Consider the following 21,970-nt stretch of genomic DNA (forward strand, 5'->3'; position numbering starts at 1 on the left):
GGGGCGGGGCCCCAGGGGGTCCGGGCGCAGCCCGGGACCCCCTCCAGCCCGTCCGGCGTGTGAGGACCGGGGTCCGGGCAGCGCCCGGGGAACGGTGGAAGGGCGGGTAGGGGACCTCGCCCCGCAGGGCCCACTCAGCCGCACCCGCCCACCGCCGGTCGGAGGCCGACGCAGCGGTGCGAGTTCCGCGTCGGAGAGGCCGGGCATCTCGCGGGGTGGAACCCCATCGGCCCGGGGGCGGGCGGGGATTACCCTGGGCGGCATGACCTCGCTCGATGCCACGACCTCGCCCGTGATCGCCACCGCGCAAGCCGCCCGGACCGCCGCCGCGGCCATCGCCCCGCTCCCGCGGTCCGCCAAGGACAAGGCCCTGCTGGCCATCGCGGACGCGCTGGAGGCCCGTACGGCCGAGATCGTCGAGGCCAACGCCGTCGACACGGCGAAGGCGGCCGCCGCCGGGACCAGCGAGACCGTCATCGACCGCCTCACCCTCACCCCCGACCGCATCGCGGCCATCGCCTCCGACGTCCGCGACGTCGCGGCCCTGCCCGACCCCGTCGGCGAGGTCGTCCGCGGCTCCACGCTCCCCAACGGCATCGACCTCCGCCAGATCCGCGTCCCGCTCGGCGTCGTCGGCATCATCTACGAGGCCCGCCCCAACGTCACCGTCGACGCCGCCGCCCTCTGCCTGAAGTCCGGCAACGCCGTCCTCCTGCGCGGCTCCTCCTCGGCGTACGCCTCCAACACCGCCCTCGTCGCCATCCTGCGCGACGCCGTCGTCTCGGCCGGGCTCCCCGCCGACGCGATCCAGCTGGTCCCCGGCGAGTCCCGCGACTCCGTGCGCGAGCTGATGCGCGCCCGCGGCCTCGTCGACGTCCTCATCCCGCGCGGCGGTGCCTCGCTCATCAAGACCGTCGTCGAGGAATCCATCGTCCCGGTCATCGAGACCGGTACCGGCAACTGCCACGTCTACGTGGACGCCCAGGCCGACCTGGCCATGGCCGTGGACATCCTCGTCAACTCCAAGGCCCAGCGCCCCTCCGTCTGCAACTCCGCGGAGACCCTGCTCGTCCACCGGGACATCGCCGACGCCTTCCTGCCCCTCGCCCTCGACGCCCTCGCCGACGCCGGCGTGACCGTCCACGGCGACGAGCGGGTGCTCGCGCACGCGGAGGACTCCAAGGTCACCACGCTGCCCGCCACCGACGAGGACTGGGCCGCCGAGTACCTCTCGTACGACATCGCCGCCGGTGTCGTGGACTCCCTCGACGAGGCCGTCGCCCACATCCGCCGCTGGACCTCCGGCCACACCGAGGCGATCGTCACCACCTCGCAGGCCGCCGCCCGGCTCTTCACCCAGCTGGTCGACTCGACCACGGTCGCGGTGAATGCCTCCACCCGGTTCACGGACGGTGGTCAGTTCGGCTTCGGTGCGGAGATCGGCATCTCCACGCAGAAGCTGCACGCCCGGGGCCCGATGGGGCTTCCCGAGCTCACCTCGACCAAGTACATCGTCACCGGCGACGGTCACGTACGGTAGTCGACCCCTGAACACGGTGTGGCCGGATTTCGGCCTACACCCTGCCCAAAGGTGTCCCTCAGGTCTACGCTGGTCTCGTGCCGGACGACGTGGGGGGCAAGCCGTTCCCGGACGACGGGACCCCCGAAGAACATGCAGACGACCGCGGAGGCGCGGACAAGGACTTCGCCTCCGTGGTGTTCGACGAGGACTTCGTCCGGAACGCCGAGATCCGTGAACCGAGCGCCGCAGAGCGCCAGCGGGCCGGCGACCGGGCGCGCGCCGAGGCGGCCGAGGCCGCCCGCGCGGCCTTCGCCGGCGGCTGGACGGGCGACGAGGACTACGACGCGTACGCCTACGGCGGCGCCGAGGGCCATCACACCGACGACTCCGGCTGGGACCACGGCCACGGCCACGGAGCCGGTTCCCCGGACGGCCCGTACGGCGCCTACGGCGGCAGCCTGCGCCCCTACCGCGGCCGCTCCCCATGGCTGCGCCCGGTCGCCTGGGTGCTCGCCTTCGTGATGGGCCTCGGCATGATCGCGCTGGCCTTCAGCGCCGTGTACCGCAGCGCGTCGAGCGACGCGGAACCCTCTCCGGCCCCCGCAAGCACCCCGATGGGCGAAGTCGCCGGCGCCGGAGCGTTTATGGACCGCGTCAGCCGCCAACCCTGAAGGTACGACCCCGCTCCCCATCGCCGGAGCGGGGGCTTCTCTGGAGCGGGGACAGCGGGGAGAAGCGATGGCCATGCCAGGAGATCCGCCGAACGGCACGCCCGAGGGTGCCGGCGGGGCCGACGACGAGTTCCGGTCCGACGAGTACCGGTCCGTGGTGTTCGACGAGGACTTCGTCCGGGCTGCCCGGCTCCAGGAGTTCTCCGCACAGGAGCGCATGGGCGAGCACGCCCGCGCCGTACGGAGCCGCTCGATCTGGTCGAGCGGCGCAAACCATCCGGGACCCCGCGGCGGCTCCGGCGGGGCGGCCCGGCAGGGCCGGATCATCGTGCTGTGCATCACCCTGGCGCTCGCCGGCGCCGTCTACATGGGGCTGCGCAACCCCTACGTGCCGCCCGCCGGAGACCCGGCCGGGGCGATGAGCAGCACCGTCGTCCCGCTCGCGCCCTCCGAGCCCGTGCCGGGCGGCCGGCCCGCGGACCTGTACGCGCACAGTCCGGCGGCGCAGTACCGGATCGGGGCGGCCGGGATCACCTTCCCCGGCGTGCGCCGTACCCGTCACTTCAGCGAGGAGCAGGTCCAGACCGCGCTGACCATCGCCAAGGACTATCTGGTGCAGTCCTCGCTCGACCCCGATGTGCTGTCCGGGGAGGCCTCCCGGCCGGTGCGCGTCCTGCTCGACCCCGACCAGCTGGCCCAGTTCGACCAGAGCATGCTCGCGCCGTCCGGCAACGGGAGGCACGCCGTCACCGGCTGGCTGGTCCGCTTCGACCCGGCGACCGCCGTCGTGGCCGACACCCGGGTCCGGGTCAGCGGGGTCCTCACCGCCGCGGAGACCGCCCCGAACGCGCTGGAGGTGACCTCCGACCACACCTTCGTCTACGCCGTGCGCCCGGCCACCGGCCAGCCGGCCGCGGCGGACGGGGCCTCGCTCTTCACCGTCCGCCGCGAGCTGCGGCTGCGCTTCGACCGCGACGACCTCACGGCCCGGCGGGCGGAGCTCGTCTCGGCCTACGTGATGGCGGGCCCGCAGGCCTGCTCCGCCGACCCGGCGGGAGGTTTCCGCCCGCTGACGGCCGGAGCCGTGCCGACCACCACCGGCCCGGCCGCGACCGACCCGTACGCCAGTGGCAGTCCGCGCCGCACGGCCGGGCTGTGCGGGGTGCTCGCGCCGAAGGCCACCCCGGAGGCGACCCCGGAGACCACACCGAAGGAGGGCGCCCCGAAGGAGGCCGTCAGCCCTGTTCCGTAGCCCCGCCCTTGCCGGAGTCCTTGCCGGAGTCCCTGCCGGAGTCCTTGTCCGTGCCGCGGTCCTCGCCGCCACCCGCGCCCGCTCCGGCGCCCGTGAACCTGTCCCGCAGCTTGCCGCCGAGGTCCGCCGTACCGCCGGCGATGTCGCCGACCAGCTTCATCAGCGGGTCCTTGCTCGTGCGCACCGTGTCGGCGTAGTGCGCGGCGGACTGCCGGAAGGAGTCGGTCACCGAGGTGTCCTTGTCCTCCTCGCGCCGCGGGTAGTGGCCGTCCAGGATCCGCTGGTGGTCCCGGTTCTGCGACCACTTCTTCAGCTCGGCCGCCCGCACCGTCGTGAAAGGGTGCGTCCGCGGCAGCACGTTGAGGATCTTCAGGACGGAGTCGCGCAGATCCCCGCCCCGCTCGTACTCCTCGGCCTGGGCGAGGAACGCGTCGACATTCATCTCGTGGAGGTGGTTGCCGCCCGCGAGCTTCATCAGCCCGCGCATCGAGGCCTGCACGTCCTGTCCCACCAGCAGCCCCGCCCGGTCCGCGGACAGCTCCGACTTGCGGAACCACTCGCGCAGCGCCGTCACGAGCCCCATGATCGCCACATTGCCCAGCGGGATCCACGCGACCTTGAGCGCCAGGGTCGTCAGGAACAGCAGGATCGTGCGGTACACGGCGTGCCCCGACAGCGCGTGGCCCACCTCGTGGCCCACCACCGCCCGCATCTCCTCCTCGTCGAGCAGCTCGACGAGGGCCGTGGTCACCACGATGATCGGCTCGTCCAGCCCGATGCACATGGCATTGGGCTTCGGGTCCTGCTGCACGTACATCTGCGGGACCTTCTCCAGGTCCAGGATGTAGCAGGCGTCCAGGAGCATCGCGTGCAGGTGCGGGAACTGCGTCTCGCCCACCCGGACGGAGTCCGACAGGAAGAGCAGTCGCAGACTGCGCTCGGGCAGCAGCCCGCTCAATGCCTTGAAGACCGTGTCGAAGCCGGTCAGCTTGCGCAGGGCCACGAGCGCGGACCGGTCCGCCGGATGCTCGTACGCCCGTGAGGAAATACCGGGGAACCTCTTGCGGTCCCGCGCCGGTGCCTTCTCGAATCCCGTCCCCGTCATAGCGCCCTCCCCGTTGATGTGTGCGGCCGCCCGCCCGTCTATCCTCTCCAACGCCTGAGTCGACGTGAGCGTGCCCCAGGCCCCCGCATACGATGTGAGCGAAATCTCCGCCCGCTCCCCGACTCGATAGGTACCTGCCTGATGAGCCTCGCCTCCACCGCCCACAACCTGGTCGTCCTCGCCTCCGAGGGAGCCGAGCAGCACGGCGGCAACCACGACAGCCTGAGCCCGTACCTCACCGGTGGCGCGGCCTTCGGCATCCTCCTGCTGATGCTGTGGGTCACCACGCGCCTGAACCGGGACCGCTGAACCCCGGAGCACCCGGAGCGCCCGGAACGGCGAGTCCGTCGAGTACGTCGCGTACGAGCCCGTAGGCGGGTCCCTGCCGCGCCACCGGGCCAGTAGGCTCTGCGCTCATGGGAGAGCAGGAAATGCCTACCGGCCCGGTCAAGCGCAGGCTCGGCGTGATGGGCGGGACATTCGACCCGATCCACCACGGACACCTGGTGGCCGCCAGTGAGGTGGCCGCGCTGTTCCACCTCGACGAGGTGATGTTCGTACCGACCGGCGAGCCGTGGCAGAAGTCGCAGCGGGCCGTGTCGTCCGCCGAGGACAGGTATCTGATGACGGTCATCGCGACCGCGTCGAACCCGCAGTTCTCGGTGAGCCGCATCGACATCGACCGTGGCGGTCCGACTTACACGATCGATACCCTGAGGGACCTGAGCGCCCTCAACGACGACGCCGACCTCTTCTTCATCACCGGCGCCGACGCCCTCGCGCAGATCCTGACCTGGCGGAACGCCGAGGAGCTCTTCGCCCTCGCGCACTTCATCGGCGTCACCCGGCCGGGCCACGTGCTCACCGACGACGGCCTGCCCGAGGGGGGCGTCTCCCTGGTGGAAGTTCCGGCGCTGGCCATTTCGTCCACGGACTGCCGTGCACGCGTGGCCAAGGGGGATCCTGTCTGGTACCTCGTGCCCGACGGCGTGGTCCGCTACATCGACAAGCGTGAGCTGTACCGGGGAGCCTGAGCTTCCGGAGAGAGGGGCCCCGCGGTGAACGACCGACACGAGCCGTACGACCCGTATGCCGGCCAGGAGCAGCAGCTCGTCGGCTACGACGTGTACGGGCGGCCGGTGTACGGCCAGGTGCCCGCGCAGCCCGCCCCGGACCCGGCGGCCCCCTACGAGCAGCAGCAACATCAGCAGCAGCAGTACGAGCAGGGCTACGGCTACGACTACCAGGGGTACGGCGGGCAGCAGCCCCAGCAGCCGGCCCCGCAGTACTACGCGCAGCAGCCCCAGCAGCAGCAGTACCCGCAGACCCCCCAGGCCCCGCCGTACGGGTACGACACCCAGGGCGTCCCGCAGTACGACACCCAGGCCACCCAGCAGTGGATCCCGCAGCAGGCAGCCCCCGAGGCCCCCGCGCAGGCGCCCCTGCGGGCCCCCGCGTCCGAGCCGGAGTTCCGTCCCGCCGCCGCGCAGGTCCCGGAGCCCCGCCGGGCCGAGGAGCCGGGCGGGCAGGGCCGGGGCGGGCAGGGCCAGGGCGGTCAGGGGGAGGGGCAGGGGCCCTCGTACCGCACCGAGCAGTTCGCCTTCATCGACCAGGAGGACGAGGAGTCCGAGGACGTCATCGACTGGCTCGCCTTCACCGAGAGCCGGACCGAGCGCCGCGAGGAGGCCCGCCGGCGCGGCCGCAACCGGGTGGTGGCGCTGATCGTCGTGCTGGCCCTCTTCGTCGTCGCGGGCCTCGGCTACCTCTGGTACGCGGACAAGCTGCCGTTCCTGGAGGGCCCCGGCAAGGCCGCGGACGGCGCGATCGCCTCGGGCCCGCAGAAGCGCGACATGATCGTCGTGCACCTGCACAACACCAGGAAGGGCGGCACCTCCACGGCGCTGCTCGTCGACAACGTGACCACCAAGCAGGGCGCCACCGTCCTGGTGCCGAACACCCTGAACGTCACCAAGGACGACGGCACCACCGCCCAGCTGGGCAAGGCCGTCGCGGACGGGGGCCTGGGCGTACGGGAATCCCTCGACTCGGTCTTCGGCACCCGCATCGGCGGCACCTGGCGGCTGGACACCCCCTTCCTGGAGAACTTCGTCGACCTGGTCGGCGGCATCGAGGTCGACACCGACGTGGCCGTACCCGCGGACGACGCGGCGAAGGTGCCCGCCGTCGGCAAGGGCCCGAAGCAGAGCCTCAGCGGTGCGATGGCCGTCGCGTACTCCACGTACCGGGCGCAGGGCGAGCCGGAGGCCAAGCAGCTGGACCGGCTCGGCAAGGTCCTGGTGGGCCTGCTGCGCAAGGTGCCGAGCGATCCGAAGTCGGCGGCGATGACGGTGGAGACCACCGGCCAGATCCTGGACCCGGCGCTGAACGCGCAGACCCTGGGCGCGCTGCTGGCCAAGCTCGGGGAACACGCCAAGGTGGGCGCGTACCGCACCGACCTGCTCGGGGTGAAGCCCGACGGCGGCCTCACGGACGACGCCAACAAGAAGGTCGTCAAGGAGGTCCTCGGCGGCTCCGTCACGCAGGCGCAGCCCGGGGCCCTGCCGCGGGTCGGCCTGAAGGACGCGACCGGCGACGACAAGACGGGCACGGCGGCCAAGGCGGCCCTGCTCAACGGCGGCTACACCCTGGTGGACGGCGGCAAGGCCGACAGGACCGCGCCCGCGTCGCAGATCACGTACCAGGACGACGCGCAGAAGGACAAGGCGATCGAGGTCGCCAAGACGCTGGGGCTGCCCGAGACGGCCGTGAAGAAGGCCGAGAACGCGGTGAACGCGGACATCGTGGTGACGCTGGGCAAGGATTACAAACCGTCCTGACCCCGCCCGACCCCGCCGGAGGCCTACTGCGGCCTGCCCCGGCGGGGCTCCCCGGGTACGGCTCCGCCCGCGCGGCACGCTGCGCGCGGGCGGCGTCGGCGGTACATGAGACCCTTGTAAGGATCTGCCCGCCAACCCGAAAGCATGGCCAGTGACCGCCACGGACCGCTCCATTGAGCTCATCACCGCCGCCGCCCAGGCCGCGGCCGACCGGCTCGCGCACGACATCATCGCGTACGACGTCAGCGACGTGCTGTCGATCACCGACGCCTTCCTGCTCGCTTCGGCGCCCAACGACCGCCAGGTCAAGTCGATCGTCGACGAGATCGAGGAGAAGCTCCTGAAGGAGCTGGGCGCCAAGCCGGTGCGCCGCGAGGGCGACCGCGACGCCCGCTGGATCCTGCTCGACTACATCGACATCGTCGTCCACGTGCAGCACAGCGAGGAGCGCGTCTTCTACGCGCTGGAGCGCCTGTGGAAGGACTGCCCCGAGATCGACCTCCCCGAGGACGCCAAGCTCACCAAGGGCAAGGCCGAGGAGCACGCCGCGCTGCGCGCCGCGCAGGGCGACGACGAACTGGACGGTGATCTGTTCTGAGCACGATTCACGACGGTACGACCGGTGGCGGTACGACCAGCGGCAACAGCCGGACCAGCCGCAAGATCGTCCTGTGGCGGCACGGCCAGACCTCGTGGAACCTGGAGCGCCGCTTCCAGGGCTCCACGGACATCGAGCTGACCGAGGCCGGTGTGGCGCAGGCGCGCCGTGCCGCCCGGCTGCTCGCCTCGCTGAAGCCCGACGCCATCGTCGCCTCGGACCTGATGCGCGCCGCGGCCACGGCTGCCGAGCTGGCGGCCGTCACGGGTCTGGCGGTGACGCACGACGAGGCGCTGCGCGAGACGTACGCCGGTGAATGGCAGGGCCTCACGCACGACGAGATCCTGGACAAGTACGGCGACCAGTACGCGGCGTGGAAGCGCGGCGAGGCGGTCCGCCGCGGCGGTGGCGAGCTGGAGACCGAGGTCGCCGACCGGGCCGCGCCGGTGGTGCTGGAGCACGCCGACCGACTGCCCCCGGGCGGCACGCTCGTGGTGGTCAGCCACGGCGGAACCATCCGTACGACGATCGGCCGCCTGCTGGGCCTGGAGTCGTACTACTGGGAGGGCCTGGGCGGGCTCTCCAACTGCTGCTGGTCCGTGCTGGGCGAGGGCGCGCGCGGCTGGCGGCTGATGGAACACAACGCCGGCACGCTGCCCGAACCGGTGCTCGGCGACGACGACTGAGCCCACCTCGGAGCGGCTCCCACCCGGATTTCACTTTCCGGCTGGTCACAGGCTAGAGTTCTTCTTGTTCGCAGCGCAGAACACCGGAAACGGGGGGAGCGTCGCGGAGAGCGGGGCTATAGCTCAGTTGGTAGAGCGCCTGCATGGCATGCAGGAGGTCTGGAGTTCAATTCTCCATAGCTCCACAATCAAGATCCCGTCCCCAACAGGGGGCGGGATCTTTGCTTTTGTCCACAGCTGCCCGAGCGAGCACCGGCATGGCAGAATCGGACGGCCGGAGGGGGACACGACGGCCCGACGCGGGAGGGAGTCGCTGACGGATGGGTGCACACCGGCGGCGGTGCGACTGGTGCAACAACGGCACGCCGATCGTGCGGGACATGGAGCCCGTCAACTCCGACTACCAGTACTGGTGCGAGGAATGCGCGCGGGCGCTGATCATAAAAGGCGACCCGATCGAGACGTACCGCGAGCTGGAGGGCGAGCCGATCTACGGGCGGCTGCTCGACGAGCACTGCACGCTGAAGCGGTTCTACCAGTTCGCCCGTGCATGACGATTTGGGTCAAAACGGGCATGGCTCCCGGTCGGTGGAAACCGATTTTTGGACCAGGGCCATGACCGTGTAATGTTTGGGATGTCGCCAAGGGGGACCGGAAACGGACCGCGAAGCGGCAGGCAAGACAAGGGGCTATAGCTCAGTTGGTAGAGCGCCTGCATGGCATGCAGGAGGTCTGGAGTTCAATTCTCCATAGCTCCACAGTGAAGAAGCGGGCCACCGGAAACGGTGGCCCGCTTCTCGTTGTGCGTCCACCGCGTTGCGCGTCCACCGGACGGAAGGGCAGAGCACCGCTGGGGGCCGCTGCGGTACCCTGACGCCATGCGTGCCGTACGCCTTCTGCTTACCGAGCCGCGCTGAACAGTTCCGACCCCACGAAGCGGTCGGCCCGGCGCGGCGCCCCCTCCTGTGCGAGGGGTTTTTTCGTTTGGGCAGCAGAGACGGCAGAGACGATCGATGGAGCTTCAAAAATCATGAGCGAGACGAACACCCCGGCCCCCGAGGCGGCCGAGGGGCACCGTTACACGGCTGCCATGGCCGCCGACATCGAGGCACGCTGGCAGGACGTATGGGACGCGCAGGGCACCTACGAGGCCCCGAACCCGACCGGTGACCTGGCCGGCGACGCGACGGTCGTGGCGCGCCCCAAGAAGTTCATCATGGACATGTTCCCGTACCCCTCGGGCGCGGGCCTGCACGTCGGCCACCCGCTCGGGTACATCGCCACCGACGTCTTCGCCCGCCACCAGCGGATGACCGGCCACAACGTCCTGCACACCCTGGGCTTCGACGCCTTCGGCCTGCCGGCCGAGCAGTACGCCGTGCAGACCGGTACGCACCCGCGCGTGTCGACCGAGGCGAACATCGAGAACATGAAGGTCCAGCTGCGCCGGCTGGGTCTGGGCCACGACAAGCGCCGCTCCTTCGCGACGATCGACCCGGACTACTACAAGTGGACCCAGTGGATCTTCCTGCAGATCTACAACTCCTGGTACGACGCCGACGCCGCGAAGGCCCGCCCCATCGCCGAGCTGGTCGCCTCCTTCGAGGACGGCTCCCGCGAGCTGCCCGGCGGAGCCTCCTGGGCCGCGCTGAGCGCGGGCGAGCGCGCCGACGTACTGAACGAGTACCGGCTGGCGTACGCCTCGGACGCGCCCGTCAACTGGTGCCCCGGGCTGGGCACCGTACTGGCCAACGAGGAAGTCACCGCCGACGGCCGGTCCGAGCGCGGCAACTTCCCCGTCTTCAAGTCCCGGCTGAGCCAGTGGAACATGCGGATCACGGCCTACGCCGACCGCCTGATCGACGACCTGGACGCGCTGGACTGGCCCGAGGCCATCAAGCTGCAGCAGCGCAACTGGATCGGCCGCAGCGAGGGCGCGCGCGTGGACTTCGCGGTCGGCGAGGGCGAGGCCATCACCGTCTTCACCACCCGCCCCGACACGCTGTTCGGCGCCACCTACATGGTGCTGGCCCCCGAGCACGAGCTGGTCGGGAAGATCGTCCCGGCGGAGTGGCCCGAGGGCACCCACCAGCTGTGGACCGGCGGCAACGCCACCCCCGCCGAGGCCGTGGACTCGTACCGCAAGCAGGCGGCCGCGAAGTCGGACGTCGAGCGGCAGGCCGAGGCCAAGGACAAGACCGGCGTCTTCACCGGCGCGTACGCGACCAACCCGGTCAGCGGCGATCTGGTCCCGGTCTTCATCGCGGACTACGTGCTGATGGGCTACGGCACCGGCGCGATCATGGCCGTCCCGGCCCACGACGGCCGTGACTTCGAGTTCGCGCGCGCCTTCGAGCTGCCGATGCGCTGCGTCGTCCAGCCCACCGACGACCGCGACGCCGACCCGCTGGAGTGGGAGGGCGCGTTCTCCTCGTACGACGGCACGATCGTCAACTCCACGGGCGAGGGCATCACCCTGGACGGCCTGGGCGTGGTCGAGGCCAAGGCCGCGATCACCGACTGGCTGACCGAGCGCGGCATCGGCGAGGGGACCGTCAACTTCCGGCTGCGCGACTGGCTGTTCAGCCGCCAGCGCTACTGGGGCGAGCCCTTCCCGATCGTCTACGACGAGGACGGCGTCGCCCACCCGCTGCCCGAATCGATGCTGCCGCTGGAGCTGCCGGAGGTCGAGGACTACTCGCCGCGCACCTTCGCGCCCGACGACGCGACCTCCCAGCCGGAGACCCCGCTGTCGCGGAACCAGGAATGGGTCAACGTCGAGCTGGACCTGGGCGACGGGCGCGGGGTGCGTGCGTACCGGCGCGAGACCAACACCATGCCGAACTGGGCCGGCTCCTGCTGGTACGAGCTGCGCTACCTGGACCCGAACAACGGCTCGGCCCTGGTCGACCCGGAGATCGAGCAGTACTGGATGGGCCCGCGCGAGGGCCAGCCGCACGGCGGCGTCGACCTGTACGTGGGCGGCGCGGAGCACGCGGTGCTGCACCTGCTGTACGCGCGCTTCTGGTCCAAGGTGCTGTTCGACCTGGGGCACGTCTCCTCGGTGGAGCCGTTCCACAAGCTGTTCAACCAGGGCATGATCCAGGCGTACGCGTACACCGACTCGCGCGGTGTGTACGTCCCGGCGGCCGAGGTCGAGGAGCGGGACGGCGGCTACTTCTACCAGGGCCAGCCGGTCAAGCGTGAGCACGGCAAGATGGGCAAGTCCCTGAAGAACGCCGTCACCCCGGACGAGATCTGCGAGGAGTACGGCGCGGACACCCTGCGCCTGTACGAGATGGCGATGGGCCCGCTGGACGTCTCGCGTCCCTGGGACACCCGTGCCGTCGTCGGCCAGTACCGGCTGCTGCAGCGCCTGTGGCGCAACGTGGTGGACGAGGAGACGGGCACCGTCACGGTCGTCGACGCGGAGCCGGACGAGGCCACCCTGCGCGCGCTGCACAAGGCGATCGACGGGGTCGGCGGCGACATGGCCGGGCTGCGGTTCAACACCGCCATCGCGAAGATCACCGAGCTGAACAACACCCTGACGAAGGCGGGCCGGCCGCTGGAGCGCTCGGTCGCGGAGCGGCTGGTGCTGCTGGTGGCCCCGCTGGCGCCGCACATCGCCGAGGAGCTGTGGCAGCGCCTGGGCCACGGCGAGTCGGTCGTCCACCAGGACTTCCCGGTCGCGGACCCGGCGTACGTCGTGGACGAGAGCGTCACCTGCGTCGTTCAGATCAAGGGCAAGGTCAAGGCCCGCCTGGAGGTGTCTCCGGCGATCTCGGACGCCGAGCTGGAGCAGCTGGCGCTGGGCGACGAAGCCGTCGTGGCGGCGCTGGGCGGGGCGGAGATCCGCAAGGTGATCGTGCGCGCGCCGAAGCTGGTGAACATCGTCGTCTGACGTCTCCGGCCGGCCGTCCACCCGACGGTCTAGGGGTATTCCCGTACGGGCAGGTTGGGGGTTCCATGGGAACCCGCGGCCTGCCCGTGGCGTTTACGGTGGAAGGGACGTAACCGGCTGGGGAAGGGACCCTCATGGAGGCGGCTTTTATCATCGTGGCCCTGGTGCTGCTGTTCGCCTTCCTGGGGCTCGGTGTCTACGTGACGACGAAGGTGGTCAAGGGCGTCGCGCGCGGCGTGGACCGGACCATCACCCAGGCCCGGCGCACGGTGGAGGACACCACCCTGAAGGCCCGCAGCTTCGGCCAGATTGGTGTCCCCGGCGCGCTGGCCACGCTGCGGCTGGACCTGCGGAACTCGATGCGGGCGACGCAGCAGGCGCTGTACCAGGGGGTTCAGACGGACGCCTCGCTGAAGGAGTCGATCGGGCTGTTCGAGCGGCTGAGCGCGCACGGGCACGAGCTCGACGACGAACTGAAGCGCCTGGAGGCGGAGCCCGACCGGCAGCGGATCGCGGCGGCCCTGCCGGACCTGCGGGAGCGCACGCAGCAGATCACGCAGGCGTCGGACTCCCTGCGCTGGGCGGCGCGCGATCGCGCCCGGCGCTTCGCGGAGGACGACCTCTCGCACCTGTCGGCGCAGATCGACGTCGAGTCGGGCGCCCTGCGGGACTGGTCCCGCACCCCGGCGGAAGACCTCCCGTACTCCCCGCACCCCGCTTCTTCCACGGCCCCCACGCCTCCGGCGTGGACCACGCCGCAGCCCGCAGCCCTCACCGAACCCGCCCCGGCCGCCCAGTACCCCTGGCAGAAAACCCGCCGCCCGGAGGCGACGACCTGAGGGCGCGGCTGTCACGCCGTCCGGGGTTTGAGGACCGGGGCCGGCCCGGCCCGGTCTGGTCCGGTCCGGTCCGTCTGGCCGTTGAGGCACGGGGTCGGGGGCGGAGCTTCAGGGGTTCGGGCGTGGCTCGGTGCTCCTTCGTCGGTCGGTCCGGGGTTGAGGTGCGGGGTCGGGGGCGGAGCCCCAGAGGGCGGGCGTAGCCCGGTACCCCTCTTCAGCCCGTCCGGCGTTTGAGGACCGGGGTCCGGGCAGAGCCCGGGGAACGGTGGAAGGGCGGGTAGGGGACCCAGCCCCGCAGGGCCGGACACGCACCGCCGGAGCCCGGTGGGAGCCCGGCGGAGCCCGCCGGAGCCCGGCGGGAGCGTGGGCGAAGGCCCGCCGCGGCTTGGCCGCAGGCCGACGGGGAGCCGGGCGGGAGCCCGGTGGGAGCCCGGCGGGAGCCCGGTGGGAGCCCGGTGGGAGCCCGGCGGGAGCGTGGGCGAAAGCCCGCCCGCGGCTTGGCCGCAGGCCGACGGGGAGCCCGGCGCGAGCCAGGCGGGAGCCAGGCCCGCAGCCGGCCGGCCCCGTCCCGGCAGCCCGGAGGGAGGCCCCCGGGAGACCCGGGCTGCCGGAACACCCCCACTGCCGGTAACCTCCGCCTCATGTCCCGCCATGTCGCGATCGTCACGGATTCCACGGCCTACCTGCCCCAACCGGCCATGGCGCGGCACGGAATCACCTCCGTCCCGCTGACCGTGGTCCTCGGCGACGAGGCCCTGGAAGAGGGCACCGAGATCTCGGCCAGGAGCCTCGCTCTGGCCCTGCAGAAGCGCCGCTCGGTCACCACCTCCCGCCCCAGCCCCGAGGAGTTCGCCCGGGCCTACCGGGCGGCCGCGGAGGCCGGGGCGACCGCCATCGTCAGCCTGCACCTGTCGGCGGAGTTCTCCGGCACCTACGACGCCGCCGTTCTCGCCGCGAAGACCGCCCCGGTGCCCGTCCGCGTCGTCGACACCGGCATGGTCGCCATGGCCCTGGGCTTCTGCGCCCTGGCCGCGGCCGAGGTGTCCGAAGCCGGGGGGTCCCTCGACGAGGCCGTCGCCGCCGCGGAGAAGCGGGCCGCGGGCATGTCCGCGTACTTCTACGTCGACACCCTCGACTACCTCCGCCGCGGCGGCCGCATCGGGGCCGCGCAGGCCCTCCTCGGCTCGGCGCTCGCGGTCAAACCGCTGCTGACGCTGGACGGCGGGCGGATCGAGATGCTGGAGAAGGTGCGTACGGCCTCCAAGGCCATAGCCCGCCTGGAAGAGCTCGCGGTCGAGCGGGCCGGGTCGGGCCCCGTCGACGTGGCCGTGCATCACCTCGCGGCTCCGGAACGCGCCGAGAAACTGGCGCAGAGGCTTCGTGAGCGGATCCCCGGGCTGGTGGAGCTGCACGTCAGCGAGGTCGGTGCGGTGATCGGCGCACACACCGGACCGGGGTTGCTGGCGGCGGTCGTCTCCCCGCGCTGATCGCTGGACCGGGTGACGGAGATATCCACAACAACCGGTCCATCCACCGGAATTGAAGCTTCCGAACGCGTGTCGGGGATCGGTCCTACCGTCGTGGCATGACTCTTCGTACGCGCACCTCAGGTCCCGCCGGCGCCACCAGTGGCCCCGGCCGTCCCCGCCTCTCCGACAGCCGTCTGCGGCACCGCCGCGGACGGCGATCCGGCGGCCCCGATCCCGTGCTGGCGCGGCGCCGGGCCGAGGCCCTGCTCGGAGCGGGCCGCCCAGGTCACCCCCCGGGTGCTCCACCGCCGGCCGAGCCGCAGACCCTGACCCGGCCGGATCCGCCGGCCGGGTTGGAGGCGCCTGCCCGGGGTGGGGCGGAGGTTCCGCCCGAGGAGCGGGAGGTGTCCGGCGGGGCCTTACGGTGGCTCGCGCTGCGGGAGCGGCTGCCCCTGTGGCTCCAGACCCGCTGTGGAGTGGAGCCGCGTACGGTGGCGGCCGTCTCGGCGGTGCTCGTCCTCGCCGTCGGCTTCGCGGTGCAGCAGTACGGGGCGGCCCGGCCCCGGCCGGTGACGGCGCCCGCCGTGGTGGCCCCCGCGGCGGCCGGCCCGCCGACCCCGGCAGCGGTGCGGGCGGGCCCCGGGGCCGGTCCCATCCTGGTGGACGTCAGCGGCAAGGTCCGTGACCCCGGGGTGCGCAAACTGCCCCCGGGCTCGCGGGTGGAGGACGCCCTGGCCGCCGCCGGAGGAGTGCGGCCCGGGGCGGACACCACCGGCCTGAACCGGGCCCGGGTGCTGATCGACGGCGAACAGGTCCTGGTGGGTGCTCCGGCCCCACCGCCGCCGGCGGGCAGGGGAGGCCCGGCCTCGGGACCGCTGAGCCTCGGCACGGCCACCGCCGAGCAACTGGACGGCCTGCCGGGGGTGGGGCCGGTCCTCGCGCAGCACATCGTGGACTTCCGCACGGTGCGCGGGGGCTTCCGCTCCGTGGAGGAGCTCCGCCAGGTCCACGGGATCGGTGAGCGCCGATTCGCCGACCTGCGTGAGCTGGTGCGGCCGTGAGCCGGCCCGGTGGACCGGGGCAGGGCCCGGGGGACAGCGGTCCGGCCGCCCGGGGAGCCGGTGAGGGGGGTTCGGCCGGGTGGGAGGGGGCGGGGGAGGGAGGGCCGGTGGATCTGCGGCTCGTGGGGCCCGCCCTCGCCGTGTGGGGGACGGCCGCTGTGGGCCTCGGGATGCCCGCCGGACGCGGTGCCCTGGTGGCGGGGCTGGGGGTGGGCGCGGCCGGGCTGCTGATGCTGGCCGGCCGCAGGCGCCGTGCGCCGTCCCTGACGGCCCTGGCGGCGGTCCTGCTGTGCGCGGCCGCCGGGGCCGGGGTGGCGGGGCTCCAGCGGGCCGAGGCGCGGGCCGGGCCGGTCCCGGAGCTGGCCCGGGACCATGCGCGGGTGCTGGCGGATCTCACCGTGGGCTCCGATCCGCGGAGGGCCCGGACCGGGAGCGGCCCGCCGGTGGTGGTGCTCGACGCGGTGGTGACCCGGGTGACCGGGCCCGACGGTGCCCGGACCCGGGTCTCGACCCCGGTGCGGGTGCTGGCGGGGCATCCGGGGTGGGCCCGGCTGCAGCCTTCGACGCGGGTCGCGGTGGTGGCCCGGCTGGCCCCGGCGCGGGGCGGGGAGCGGGCCGTCGCCCTGCTCCGGCCGGCCGGGGACACCCCGCCACGGGTGACCGGCGGGCCGGACACCGTGCAGCGGATCGCCGGGCGGCTGCGGGCCGGGCTGCGCGAGGTCACCGACGGGCTGGCCCCGGACGCCCGGGCCCTGCTGCCCGGGCTGGTGGTCGGAGACACCTCCCGGGTGGAGCCAGACCTGCACGACGCGTTCCGTGCCACCGATCTGCTGCACCTGCTGGCCGTCTCCGGCTCCAACCTGACCGTGGTCCTCTTCCTGCTCATCGGGGCCCCGGCCCGCGCGCAGCAGGCCGAGCGCGGCGGGCTCGCCCCGCGCCTGGGGCTCTCGCTGCGGGCGACGGCCCTGTGCGGGGTGGCGCTGACCCTGGCCTTCGTGGTGGTGTGCCGGCCGGAGCCCAGCGTGCTGCGGGCGGCGGCCTGCGGCTCGGTCACCCTGCTGGCCATCGCCACCGGGCGGCGCAGGTCCCTGATCCCGGCGCTGGCCGCCGCCGTCCTGCTGCTGGTGCTCTACGACCCCTGGCTGGCCCGGAGCTACGGCTTCCTCCTCTCCGTCCTGGCCACCGGGGCCCTGCTCACGCTGGCTCCCCGGTGGAGCGCGGCCCTGGCCCGGCGCGGGGTGCGGCCCCGCCTGGCCGAGGCGCTGGCGGCCGCTGCGGCGGCCCAGGCGGTGTGCGCGCCGGTCGTCGCGGTGCTGTCGGCCCGGGTGAGCCTGGTGGCGGTGCCCTGCAACCTGCTGGCGGAGCTGGCGGCGGGACCCGCGACGGTCCTGGGGTTCGCCGCGCTGGCCGCGGCCCCGGTGTGCCGGCCCGTGGCCGAGGCGCTCGCCTGGTGCGCGGGCGTGCCCGCCGGGTGGATCGCCGCCGTGGCCCGGGGCGGGGCGGCACTGCCGGGTGCGGAGCTGGGCTGGCCCGGCGGGGTGGGCGGAGGGTTGCTGCTCGCCGCGGCCACCTTGGCGGCGGTGCTGCTCGGCAGGCGGGTCGGCCGTGGGCGATGGGTCGCCTCCGCCCTGGCCGTGCTGCTGGTCCTCGCCGTACTCAGGCCGCCACTGGTCACTCGTACGGTCAGGGGCTGGCCTCCGCCCGACTGGGTCTACACCCAGTGCGCGGTGGGCCAGGGGGACGCCGCGGTCCTCGCGGTCGGACCGGGTACGGCCGTGGTGGTGGACGCGGGCCCCGAGCCGGGGCCGGTGGACGCGTGCCTGAGGGAGCTGGGCGTGAACCGGGTACCGCTGATCCTGCTGACGCACTTTCACGCCGACCACGTGGGCGGGCTGGCGGGAGTGTTCAGGGGCCGCTCGGTGGGTGTGGTGGAAGTCACCGGGCTGGAAGAACCGCCCGGGCAGGCCGAGTTCGTACGGCGGACGGCCGCCGCCGCCGGCGTTCCCCTCGTCCGCGCCGTGGAGGGGGAGCGGCGCAGGGCCGGACCGCTCGAGTGGCAGGTGCTGTGGCCGGCCGGGGACGCCTTCCCCGAGGGGCCCAACGATGCGAGCGTGGCGCTGCTGGTGCGCGGCGCGGGCCTGACCCTCCTCCTGCTGGGCGACCTCGAACCGGCCTCCCAGCAGGCCCTGCTGAGGAACCATCCGGAACTGGGGCCCGTCGACGTCCTCAAGGTCGCCCACCACGGCAGCGCCCATCAGGATCCCGGACTGCACGAGCGGATCCGGCCGCGTCTCGCGATCGTCCCCGTCGGCGCCGGGAACAGGTACGGGCACCCGGCGGCGGGTACGCTCGCCCGGCTGCGGACGCTGGGGGCGGCCGTGCTGCGCACGGACGAGGACGGTTCGGTCGCCGTCACCGGGAGCGGCCCGCGGCTACGGGCATTCCCGGCCATGCGCCGACGGGGCCGTCCCGGGCATACCAGGAGTGACCGCTTCGTTTGCCCACAACCCGACAGCATGATCGAATGCGTTTTCGCCAGAGCGGTCCAAGACCACACAGCACGGGGGTGCATAGACCATGTTCAGTCGCAGACGGGGGATGGAGACGGCGGGAAGCGCCAGTCCCCAGACATCCGCGACACTGACGCTTCCTCATACCGCGCGGCTGCTCAGCTGCCGCGTGCTCGACACGGTGCACCAGCCCGTCCGGCAGGCCAGGTTCGAGGTGACCGACCCGATAGGCCGGCGGATCGTCAGCGGGGAGACCGACCCGTACGGCGGGTTCACGGCGGCCGTGCCGGCGGGCGAGTACCGGCTGGCCGTCACGGCCGAGGGCTACGCGCCCTTCCACGGGGCGACGCTGGTGGGGGACCCGGCGCAGCCCGGCACAGGGGAGATCGTCCTGGACCCCGTGGACCCGCCGCTGCTGCCGCAGCCCGGCCACTGGGAGCTCGACCCGGGGCACTCTTCGATCGGGTTCTCGGCCCGGCACATCGGCTTCGCCCGGATCAACGGCCGGTTCAACACCTTCGCCGGGGCCGTGCGGATAGCCGACCGCATGGAGGACTCCTCCATGCGCGTGATCATCGACGCGGCGAGCATCGACACCGGGCTGCGGATGCGGGACGACCACCTGCGCTCCGCGGACTTCCTGGACGCGGCCCGCCACCCGACGGTGGAGTTCTACAGCGAGCGGTTCATCCACCGCAGCGGCAGCCGCTGGTCCGTGGCGGGCGCTCTCACCCTCCACGGGGTCAGCCGGTCCGTCACCCTGGACACCGAGTACCTGGGGCTGGGTACGGGCCTGGAGGGCGAGCCGAGGGCGGCCTGCCGGGCGACGGCCGAACTGAACCGGGAGGACTTCGCGCTGACCTGGCAGTCGATGCTGGCGCACGGGATCGCGGCGCTCGGTTCGACCGTGGAAGTGGCCCTGGACGTACAGATCGTCCACAAGGCCTGACCGGGCCGGCTCGGGCGGCCTCCGTGCCGCTGTGGTCCGCACGTCCCGTACGGAGGCCGGTGTCGTGGCACAGCCGCCTGGCTGAGCCGGCGGCCGGTCGGGGGTGTGCGGGCCGAGCCGGCGGAGTTACGGGGCTTCGAGCCAGCCGTCGTACTCGGCGGCGAGCTCGTCCAGGGCCGTGGCGGCCAGCCGTTCGCGCGGGTCCTCGACGACCACGAGCCACTGGGCGTCCTCGGCGTCGTCCTCGCCGGCGAGGGCGTCGCGGACCAGCTGCGGTTCCTCCGGGAGGCCGAAGCGGTCGACCACTTCCCGGGCCACCTCCTCGGCGGCGTCTCGGTCGGGCAGGACCAGTACATGTCGCACGTTCACCCGGACATTCTCGGGTATGGGGGAGAGGGCCGCTGAAGGGGGCCTTGGGCGGGGGCTGCGGAAGGGCCGGGCCGCGAGGGTCTGTCAGTGCGGCGTGGGATGCTGGAGGCGATGGCCACCAGGAAGAATTCCACCGACGATCCGCTCGCCCCGATCACCCTCGCGGTGGGGCAGGAGGACCTGCTGCTCGACCGCGCCGTGCGGGAGATCGTGACGGCGGCGCGAGCCGCCGATGCCGACACGGACGTGCGCGATCTCGCCTCCGAGCAGCTCCAGCCCGGCACCCTGGCCGAGTTGACCAGCCCCTCGCTCTTCTCGGAGCGCAAGGTGCTCGTCGTGCGCAACGCGCAGGACCTCTCGGCCGACACGGTCAAGGAGGTCAAGGCGTACCTCGCCGCGCCCTTCGAGGAGATCGCCCTCGTCCTCCTGCACGCGGGCGGCGTCAAGGGCAAGGGCCTGCTGGACGCGGCGCGGAAGGCGGGTGCCCGCGAGGTCGCCTGCCCGAAGATGACGAAGCCGGCGGACCGGATGGCCTTCGTGCGGGGAGAGTTCCGCACGCTGGGCCGATCGGCCACGCCCGAGGCCTGCCAGACGCTGGTCGACGCCATCGGCAGCGACCTGCGGGAGCTGGCGAGCGCGGCGGCGCAATTGTGCGCGGACGTCGAGGGCACGATCGACGAGGCCGTGGTCGGCCGCTACTACACCGGCCGGGCCGAGGCTTCGAGCTTCACCGTCGCCGACCGGGCGGTGGAGGGGCGCGCCGCGGAGGCCCTGGAGGCCCTGCGCTGGTCCCTGTCCACGGGCGTGGCCCCGGTCCTCATCACCAGCGCGCTGGCCCAGGCGGTACGGGCGATCGGGAAGCTTGCCTCGGCCCCGCGGGGGGCCCGTCCCGGGGACCTCGCGCGGGATCTCGGCATGCCGCCCTGGAAGATCGACCGGGTGAGGCAGCAGATGCGGGGGTGGTCGGCGGATGGTGTCGCTGACGCGCTGCGGGCGGTGGCGGATGCCGATGCGGGGGTCAAGGGCGGGGGCGACGACCCGGAGTACGCGCTGGAGAAGGCGGTCGTCGCGGTCGCGCGGGCTGCGCGGACCCGGCGGGGCTAGGCCGTCTCTTTCGGATCTTGCCGGGCCCGCGGCGTCTGGCACCGCGCGTGGCCGCACTGCCGAGGCGACCACGTACGCCCAGTACGCGAACGCCCCGGCAGCACGCCCTGGCACGGCACCAGACGCCGCGGACTCAAGCCGACAAGATCCGAAAGAGACGGCCTAGGGGTGTCGGCGAAGTGGCGCCGTACGCCCGGAGGGCGCCCTCGTGGCGTTTGCCCGTGCGGCCTGGCGCGGGGCCCGCGGGGCCCGCTGGGCACTTGGGCCCCCTGAGCCCCTGGCCTCCCAGGATCCGAGCTCTTGGGATCCTGGGTCCTGGCCTCGTGCGCCCCTGGGACCTGACCTCCTGGCTCCTGGCCTCGCGGGGCACAAGTCGCTGAGTCCCTGGGACCTGACCTCCTGGCTCCTGGCCTCGCGGGGCACAAGTCGCTGAGTCCCTGAGACCTGAGCCTTGGCAGCTGAAGCTTCTTGGGCTCCGGCCGCCCTGGGGCTTGATGCGTGGTCGGTCTGTCGACGCCGGTGGGCGGGCGCGGGTGGTGGGCCCTGCGGGGCGAAGTCCCCTACCCGCCCTTCGCCCGTTCCCCGGGCTCCGCCCGTTCCCCGGGCTCCGCCCGGACCCCGGTCCTCAAGCGCCGGACGGGCTGGAAGGGGCCACGGGCTCCGCCCGCCGCGGCCCCCGCTGCGCTCGCCGCCCTCGGGCTGCGCCCCCTCGGGCTGCGCCCGCCCCCTCGGGCTGCGCCCGCCCCCTCGGGCTGCGCTCCCTCGGCTGCGCCCGGACCCGCCGGGGCTGCACCTGGCGTCCCTCGGGTTGTGCCCGGACCCGTCGAGGCTGCGCCCGCCCCCTCGGCTGCGCCCGCCCCCTCGGCTACGCCCGCCCCCTCGGCTACGCCCGCTCCCTCGGGCTGTGGCCGGACCCGCCGGGGCTGCACCTGGCTTCCCTCGGGTTGCGCCTGACTTCCCTCGGGCCGTGCCCGCTCCCTCGGGCTGTGCCCGCCCCCCTCGGGCTGTGCCCGCCCCCCTCGGGCTGTGCCCGCCCCCCTCGGGCTGTGCCCGCCCCCCTCGGGCTGTGCCCGCCCCCCTCGGGCTGTGCCCGC

General features: G+C 73.1%; 17 protein-coding genes, 2 tRNA genes and 1 pseudogene. 18 read left to right on the forward strand and 2 right to left on the reverse strand.

Going from position 1 to position 21,970, the window contains the following annotated elements; genetic code table 11:
* The first annotated feature begins 262 nt into the window (after window positions 1-262).
* The 3 genes from ACWCP2_RS27680 (at window position 263) to ACWCP2_RS27690 (ending at window position 3,445) form a co-directional block, all read left to right on the forward strand.
* On the forward strand, window positions 263-1,540 hold the full coding sequence (locus ACWCP2_RS27680) for a glutamate-5-semialdehyde dehydrogenase (protein WP_450911297.1): 1,278 nt from the start codon (window positions 263-265) through the stop codon (window positions 1,538-1,540).
* Window positions 1,541-1,617: 77 nt separating this feature from the next.
* On the forward strand, window positions 1,618-2,193 hold the full coding sequence (locus ACWCP2_RS27685) for an SCO2584 family spore wall biosynthesis protein (RefSeq protein WP_450911298.1): 576 nt from the start codon (window positions 1,618-1,620) through the stop codon (window positions 2,191-2,193).
* Window positions 2,194-2,260: 67 nt separating this feature from the next.
* Complete coding sequence (locus ACWCP2_RS27690; RefSeq protein ID WP_450911299.1) at window positions 2,261-3,445, forward strand: SCO2583 family membrane protein; 1,185 nt, start codon at window positions 2,261-2,263, stop codon at window positions 3,443-3,445.
* Here ACWCP2_RS27690 and ACWCP2_RS27695 read toward each other — a convergent pair.
* Entirely contained in the window at window positions 3,429-4,550 is a 1,122-nt protein-coding gene (locus ACWCP2_RS27695; RefSeq protein WP_450911300.1) for a M48 family metallopeptidase, read from the reverse strand. The genes ACWCP2_RS27690 and ACWCP2_RS27695 overlap by 17 nt on opposite strands.
* A gap of 141 nt (window positions 4,551-4,691) precedes the next feature.
* Here ACWCP2_RS27695 and ACWCP2_RS27700 point away from each other — a divergent pair, with 141 nt between their 5' ends.
* The 14 genes and pseudogenes from ACWCP2_RS27700 to ACWCP2_RS27765 all read left to right on the forward strand — a co-directional run bounded on the left by ACWCP2_RS27700 (window position 4,692) and on the right by ACWCP2_RS27765 (window position 19,403).
* Entirely contained in the window at window positions 4,692-4,859 is a 168-nt protein-coding gene (locus ACWCP2_RS27700) for a hypothetical protein (protein WP_450911301.1), read from the forward strand.
* 107 nt (window positions 4,860-4,966) lie between these two features.
* Window positions 4,967-5,584, forward strand: a complete 618-nt coding sequence (gene nadD, locus ACWCP2_RS27705; protein ID WP_243334788.1) for a nicotinate-nucleotide adenylyltransferase — start codon at window positions 4,967-4,969, stop codon at window positions 5,582-5,584.
* A 24-nt stretch (window positions 5,585-5,608) separates the two neighbouring features.
* Entirely contained in the window at window positions 5,609-7,387 is a 1,779-nt protein-coding gene (locus ACWCP2_RS27710) for an LCP family protein (RefSeq protein WP_450911302.1), read from the forward strand.
* Between the two features lie 151 nt (window positions 7,388-7,538).
* A complete protein-coding gene (rsfS, locus tag ACWCP2_RS27715; protein WP_250739445.1) occupies window positions 7,539-7,985 on the forward strand; it encodes a ribosome silencing factor in 447 nt (148 codons plus the stop codon).
* A 5-nt stretch (window positions 7,986-7,990) separates the two neighbouring features.
* Window positions 7,991-8,671 (forward strand): histidine phosphatase family protein, encoded by a 681-nt coding sequence (locus ACWCP2_RS27720; protein WP_450911345.1) that lies wholly within the window; start codon window positions 7,991-7,993, stop codon window positions 8,669-8,671.
* A 112-nt stretch (window positions 8,672-8,783) separates the two neighbouring features.
* Window positions 8,784-8,856, forward strand: a tRNA-Ala gene (locus ACWCP2_RS27725).
* A 135-nt stretch (window positions 8,857-8,991) separates the two neighbouring features.
* Window positions 8,992-9,225, forward strand: a complete 234-nt coding sequence (locus tag ACWCP2_RS27730) for a hypothetical protein (protein ID WP_073915042.1) — start codon at window positions 8,992-8,994, stop codon at window positions 9,223-9,225.
* A gap of 131 nt (window positions 9,226-9,356) precedes the next feature.
* Window positions 9,357-9,429 (forward strand) — tRNA-Ala (locus tag ACWCP2_RS27735).
* A gap of 272 nt (window positions 9,430-9,701) precedes the next feature.
* Window positions 9,702-12,575: a leucine--tRNA ligase gene (gene leuS, locus ACWCP2_RS27740; RefSeq protein ID WP_450911303.1), complete on the forward strand. Its 2,874-nt coding sequence runs from the start codon at window positions 9,702-9,704 to the stop codon at window positions 12,573-12,575.
* 134 nt (window positions 12,576-12,709) lie between these two features.
* The gene (locus ACWCP2_RS27745; RefSeq protein WP_450911304.1) at window positions 12,710-13,414 is read left to right on the forward strand and encodes a hypothetical protein; all 705 of its coding nucleotides are present in this window, start codon (window positions 12,710-12,712) and stop codon (window positions 13,412-13,414) included.
* A gap of 641 nt (window positions 13,415-14,055) precedes the next feature.
* Window positions 14,056-14,901: a DegV family protein gene (locus ACWCP2_RS27750; protein ID WP_450911305.1), complete on the forward strand. Its 846-nt coding sequence runs from the start codon at window positions 14,056-14,058 to the stop codon at window positions 14,899-14,901.
* A 386-nt stretch (window positions 14,902-15,287) separates the two neighbouring features.
* Window positions 15,288-15,944 (forward strand): helix-hairpin-helix domain-containing protein, encoded by a 657-nt coding sequence (locus ACWCP2_RS27755; RefSeq protein WP_450911306.1) that lies wholly within the window; start codon window positions 15,288-15,290, stop codon window positions 15,942-15,944.
* Window positions 15,941-18,385 (forward strand): annotated as a pseudogene (locus ACWCP2_RS27760) (ComEC/Rec2 family competence protein); the annotation flags it as partial. The gene ACWCP2_RS27755 and the pseudogene ACWCP2_RS27760, both read left to right, overlap by 4 nt.
* 136 nt (window positions 18,386-18,521) lie before the next feature.
* Window positions 18,522-19,403, forward strand: coding sequence for a YceI family protein (locus tag ACWCP2_RS27765; RefSeq protein ID WP_450911307.1), 882 nt, complete (start codon window positions 18,522-18,524; stop codon window positions 19,401-19,403).
* Window positions 19,404-19,529: 126 nt separating this feature from the next.
* Here the strand turns inward: ACWCP2_RS27765 and ACWCP2_RS27770 are convergent, their stop codons facing one another.
* Window positions 19,530-19,772, reverse strand: coding sequence for a hypothetical protein (locus ACWCP2_RS27770; RefSeq protein WP_450911308.1), 243 nt, complete (start codon window positions 19,770-19,772; stop codon window positions 19,530-19,532).
* A gap of 111 nt (window positions 19,773-19,883) precedes the next feature.
* Between ACWCP2_RS27770 and holA the strand changes: the two genes are divergently transcribed.
* Window positions 19,884-20,876, forward strand: a complete 993-nt coding sequence (gene holA / locus ACWCP2_RS27775; protein ID WP_450911309.1) for a DNA polymerase III subunit delta — start codon at window positions 19,884-19,886, stop codon at window positions 20,874-20,876.
* Window positions 20,877-21,970 lie beyond the last annotated feature (1,094 nt).

This window comes from Streptomyces sp. NPDC002104, assembly GCF_053593795.1.

Excerpts from the sequence above, each read along its gene's own strand:
- ACWCP2_RS27680 (WP_450911297.1), top strand. The coding sequence starts at position 263 with ATGACCTCGCTCGATGCCACGACCTCGCCCGTGATCGCCACCGCGCAA.
- ACWCP2_RS27690 (WP_450911299.1), top strand. The coding sequence starts at position 2,261 with ATGGCCATGCCAGGAGATCCGCCGAACGGCACGCCCGAGGGTGCCGGC.
- ACWCP2_RS27695 (WP_450911300.1), bottom strand. The coding sequence starts at position 4,550 with ATGACGGGGACGGGATTCGAGAAGGCACCGGCGCGGGACCGCAAGAGG.
- ACWCP2_RS27700 (WP_450911301.1), top strand. The coding sequence starts at position 4,692 with ATGAGCCTCGCCTCCACCGCCCACAACCTGGTCGTCCTCGCCTCCGAG.
- nadD (WP_243334788.1), top strand. The coding sequence starts at position 4,967 with ATGGGAGAGCAGGAAATGCCTACCGGCCCGGTCAAGCGCAGGCTCGGC.
- ACWCP2_RS27730 (WP_073915042.1), top strand. The coding sequence starts at position 8,992 with ATGGGTGCACACCGGCGGCGGTGCGACTGGTGCAACAACGGCACGCCG.
- leuS (WP_450911303.1), top strand. The coding sequence starts at position 9,702 with ATGAGCGAGACGAACACCCCGGCCCCCGAGGCGGCCGAGGGGCACCGT.
- ACWCP2_RS27745 (WP_450911304.1), top strand. The coding sequence starts at position 12,710 with ATGGAGGCGGCTTTTATCATCGTGGCCCTGGTGCTGCTGTTCGCCTTC.
- ACWCP2_RS27750 (WP_450911305.1), top strand. The coding sequence starts at position 14,056 with ATGTCCCGCCATGTCGCGATCGTCACGGATTCCACGGCCTACCTGCCC.
- ACWCP2_RS27765 (WP_450911307.1), top strand. The coding sequence starts at position 18,522 with ATGTTCAGTCGCAGACGGGGGATGGAGACGGCGGGAAGCGCCAGTCCC.
- holA (WP_450911309.1), top strand. The coding sequence starts at position 19,884 with ATGGCCACCAGGAAGAATTCCACCGACGATCCGCTCGCCCCGATCACC.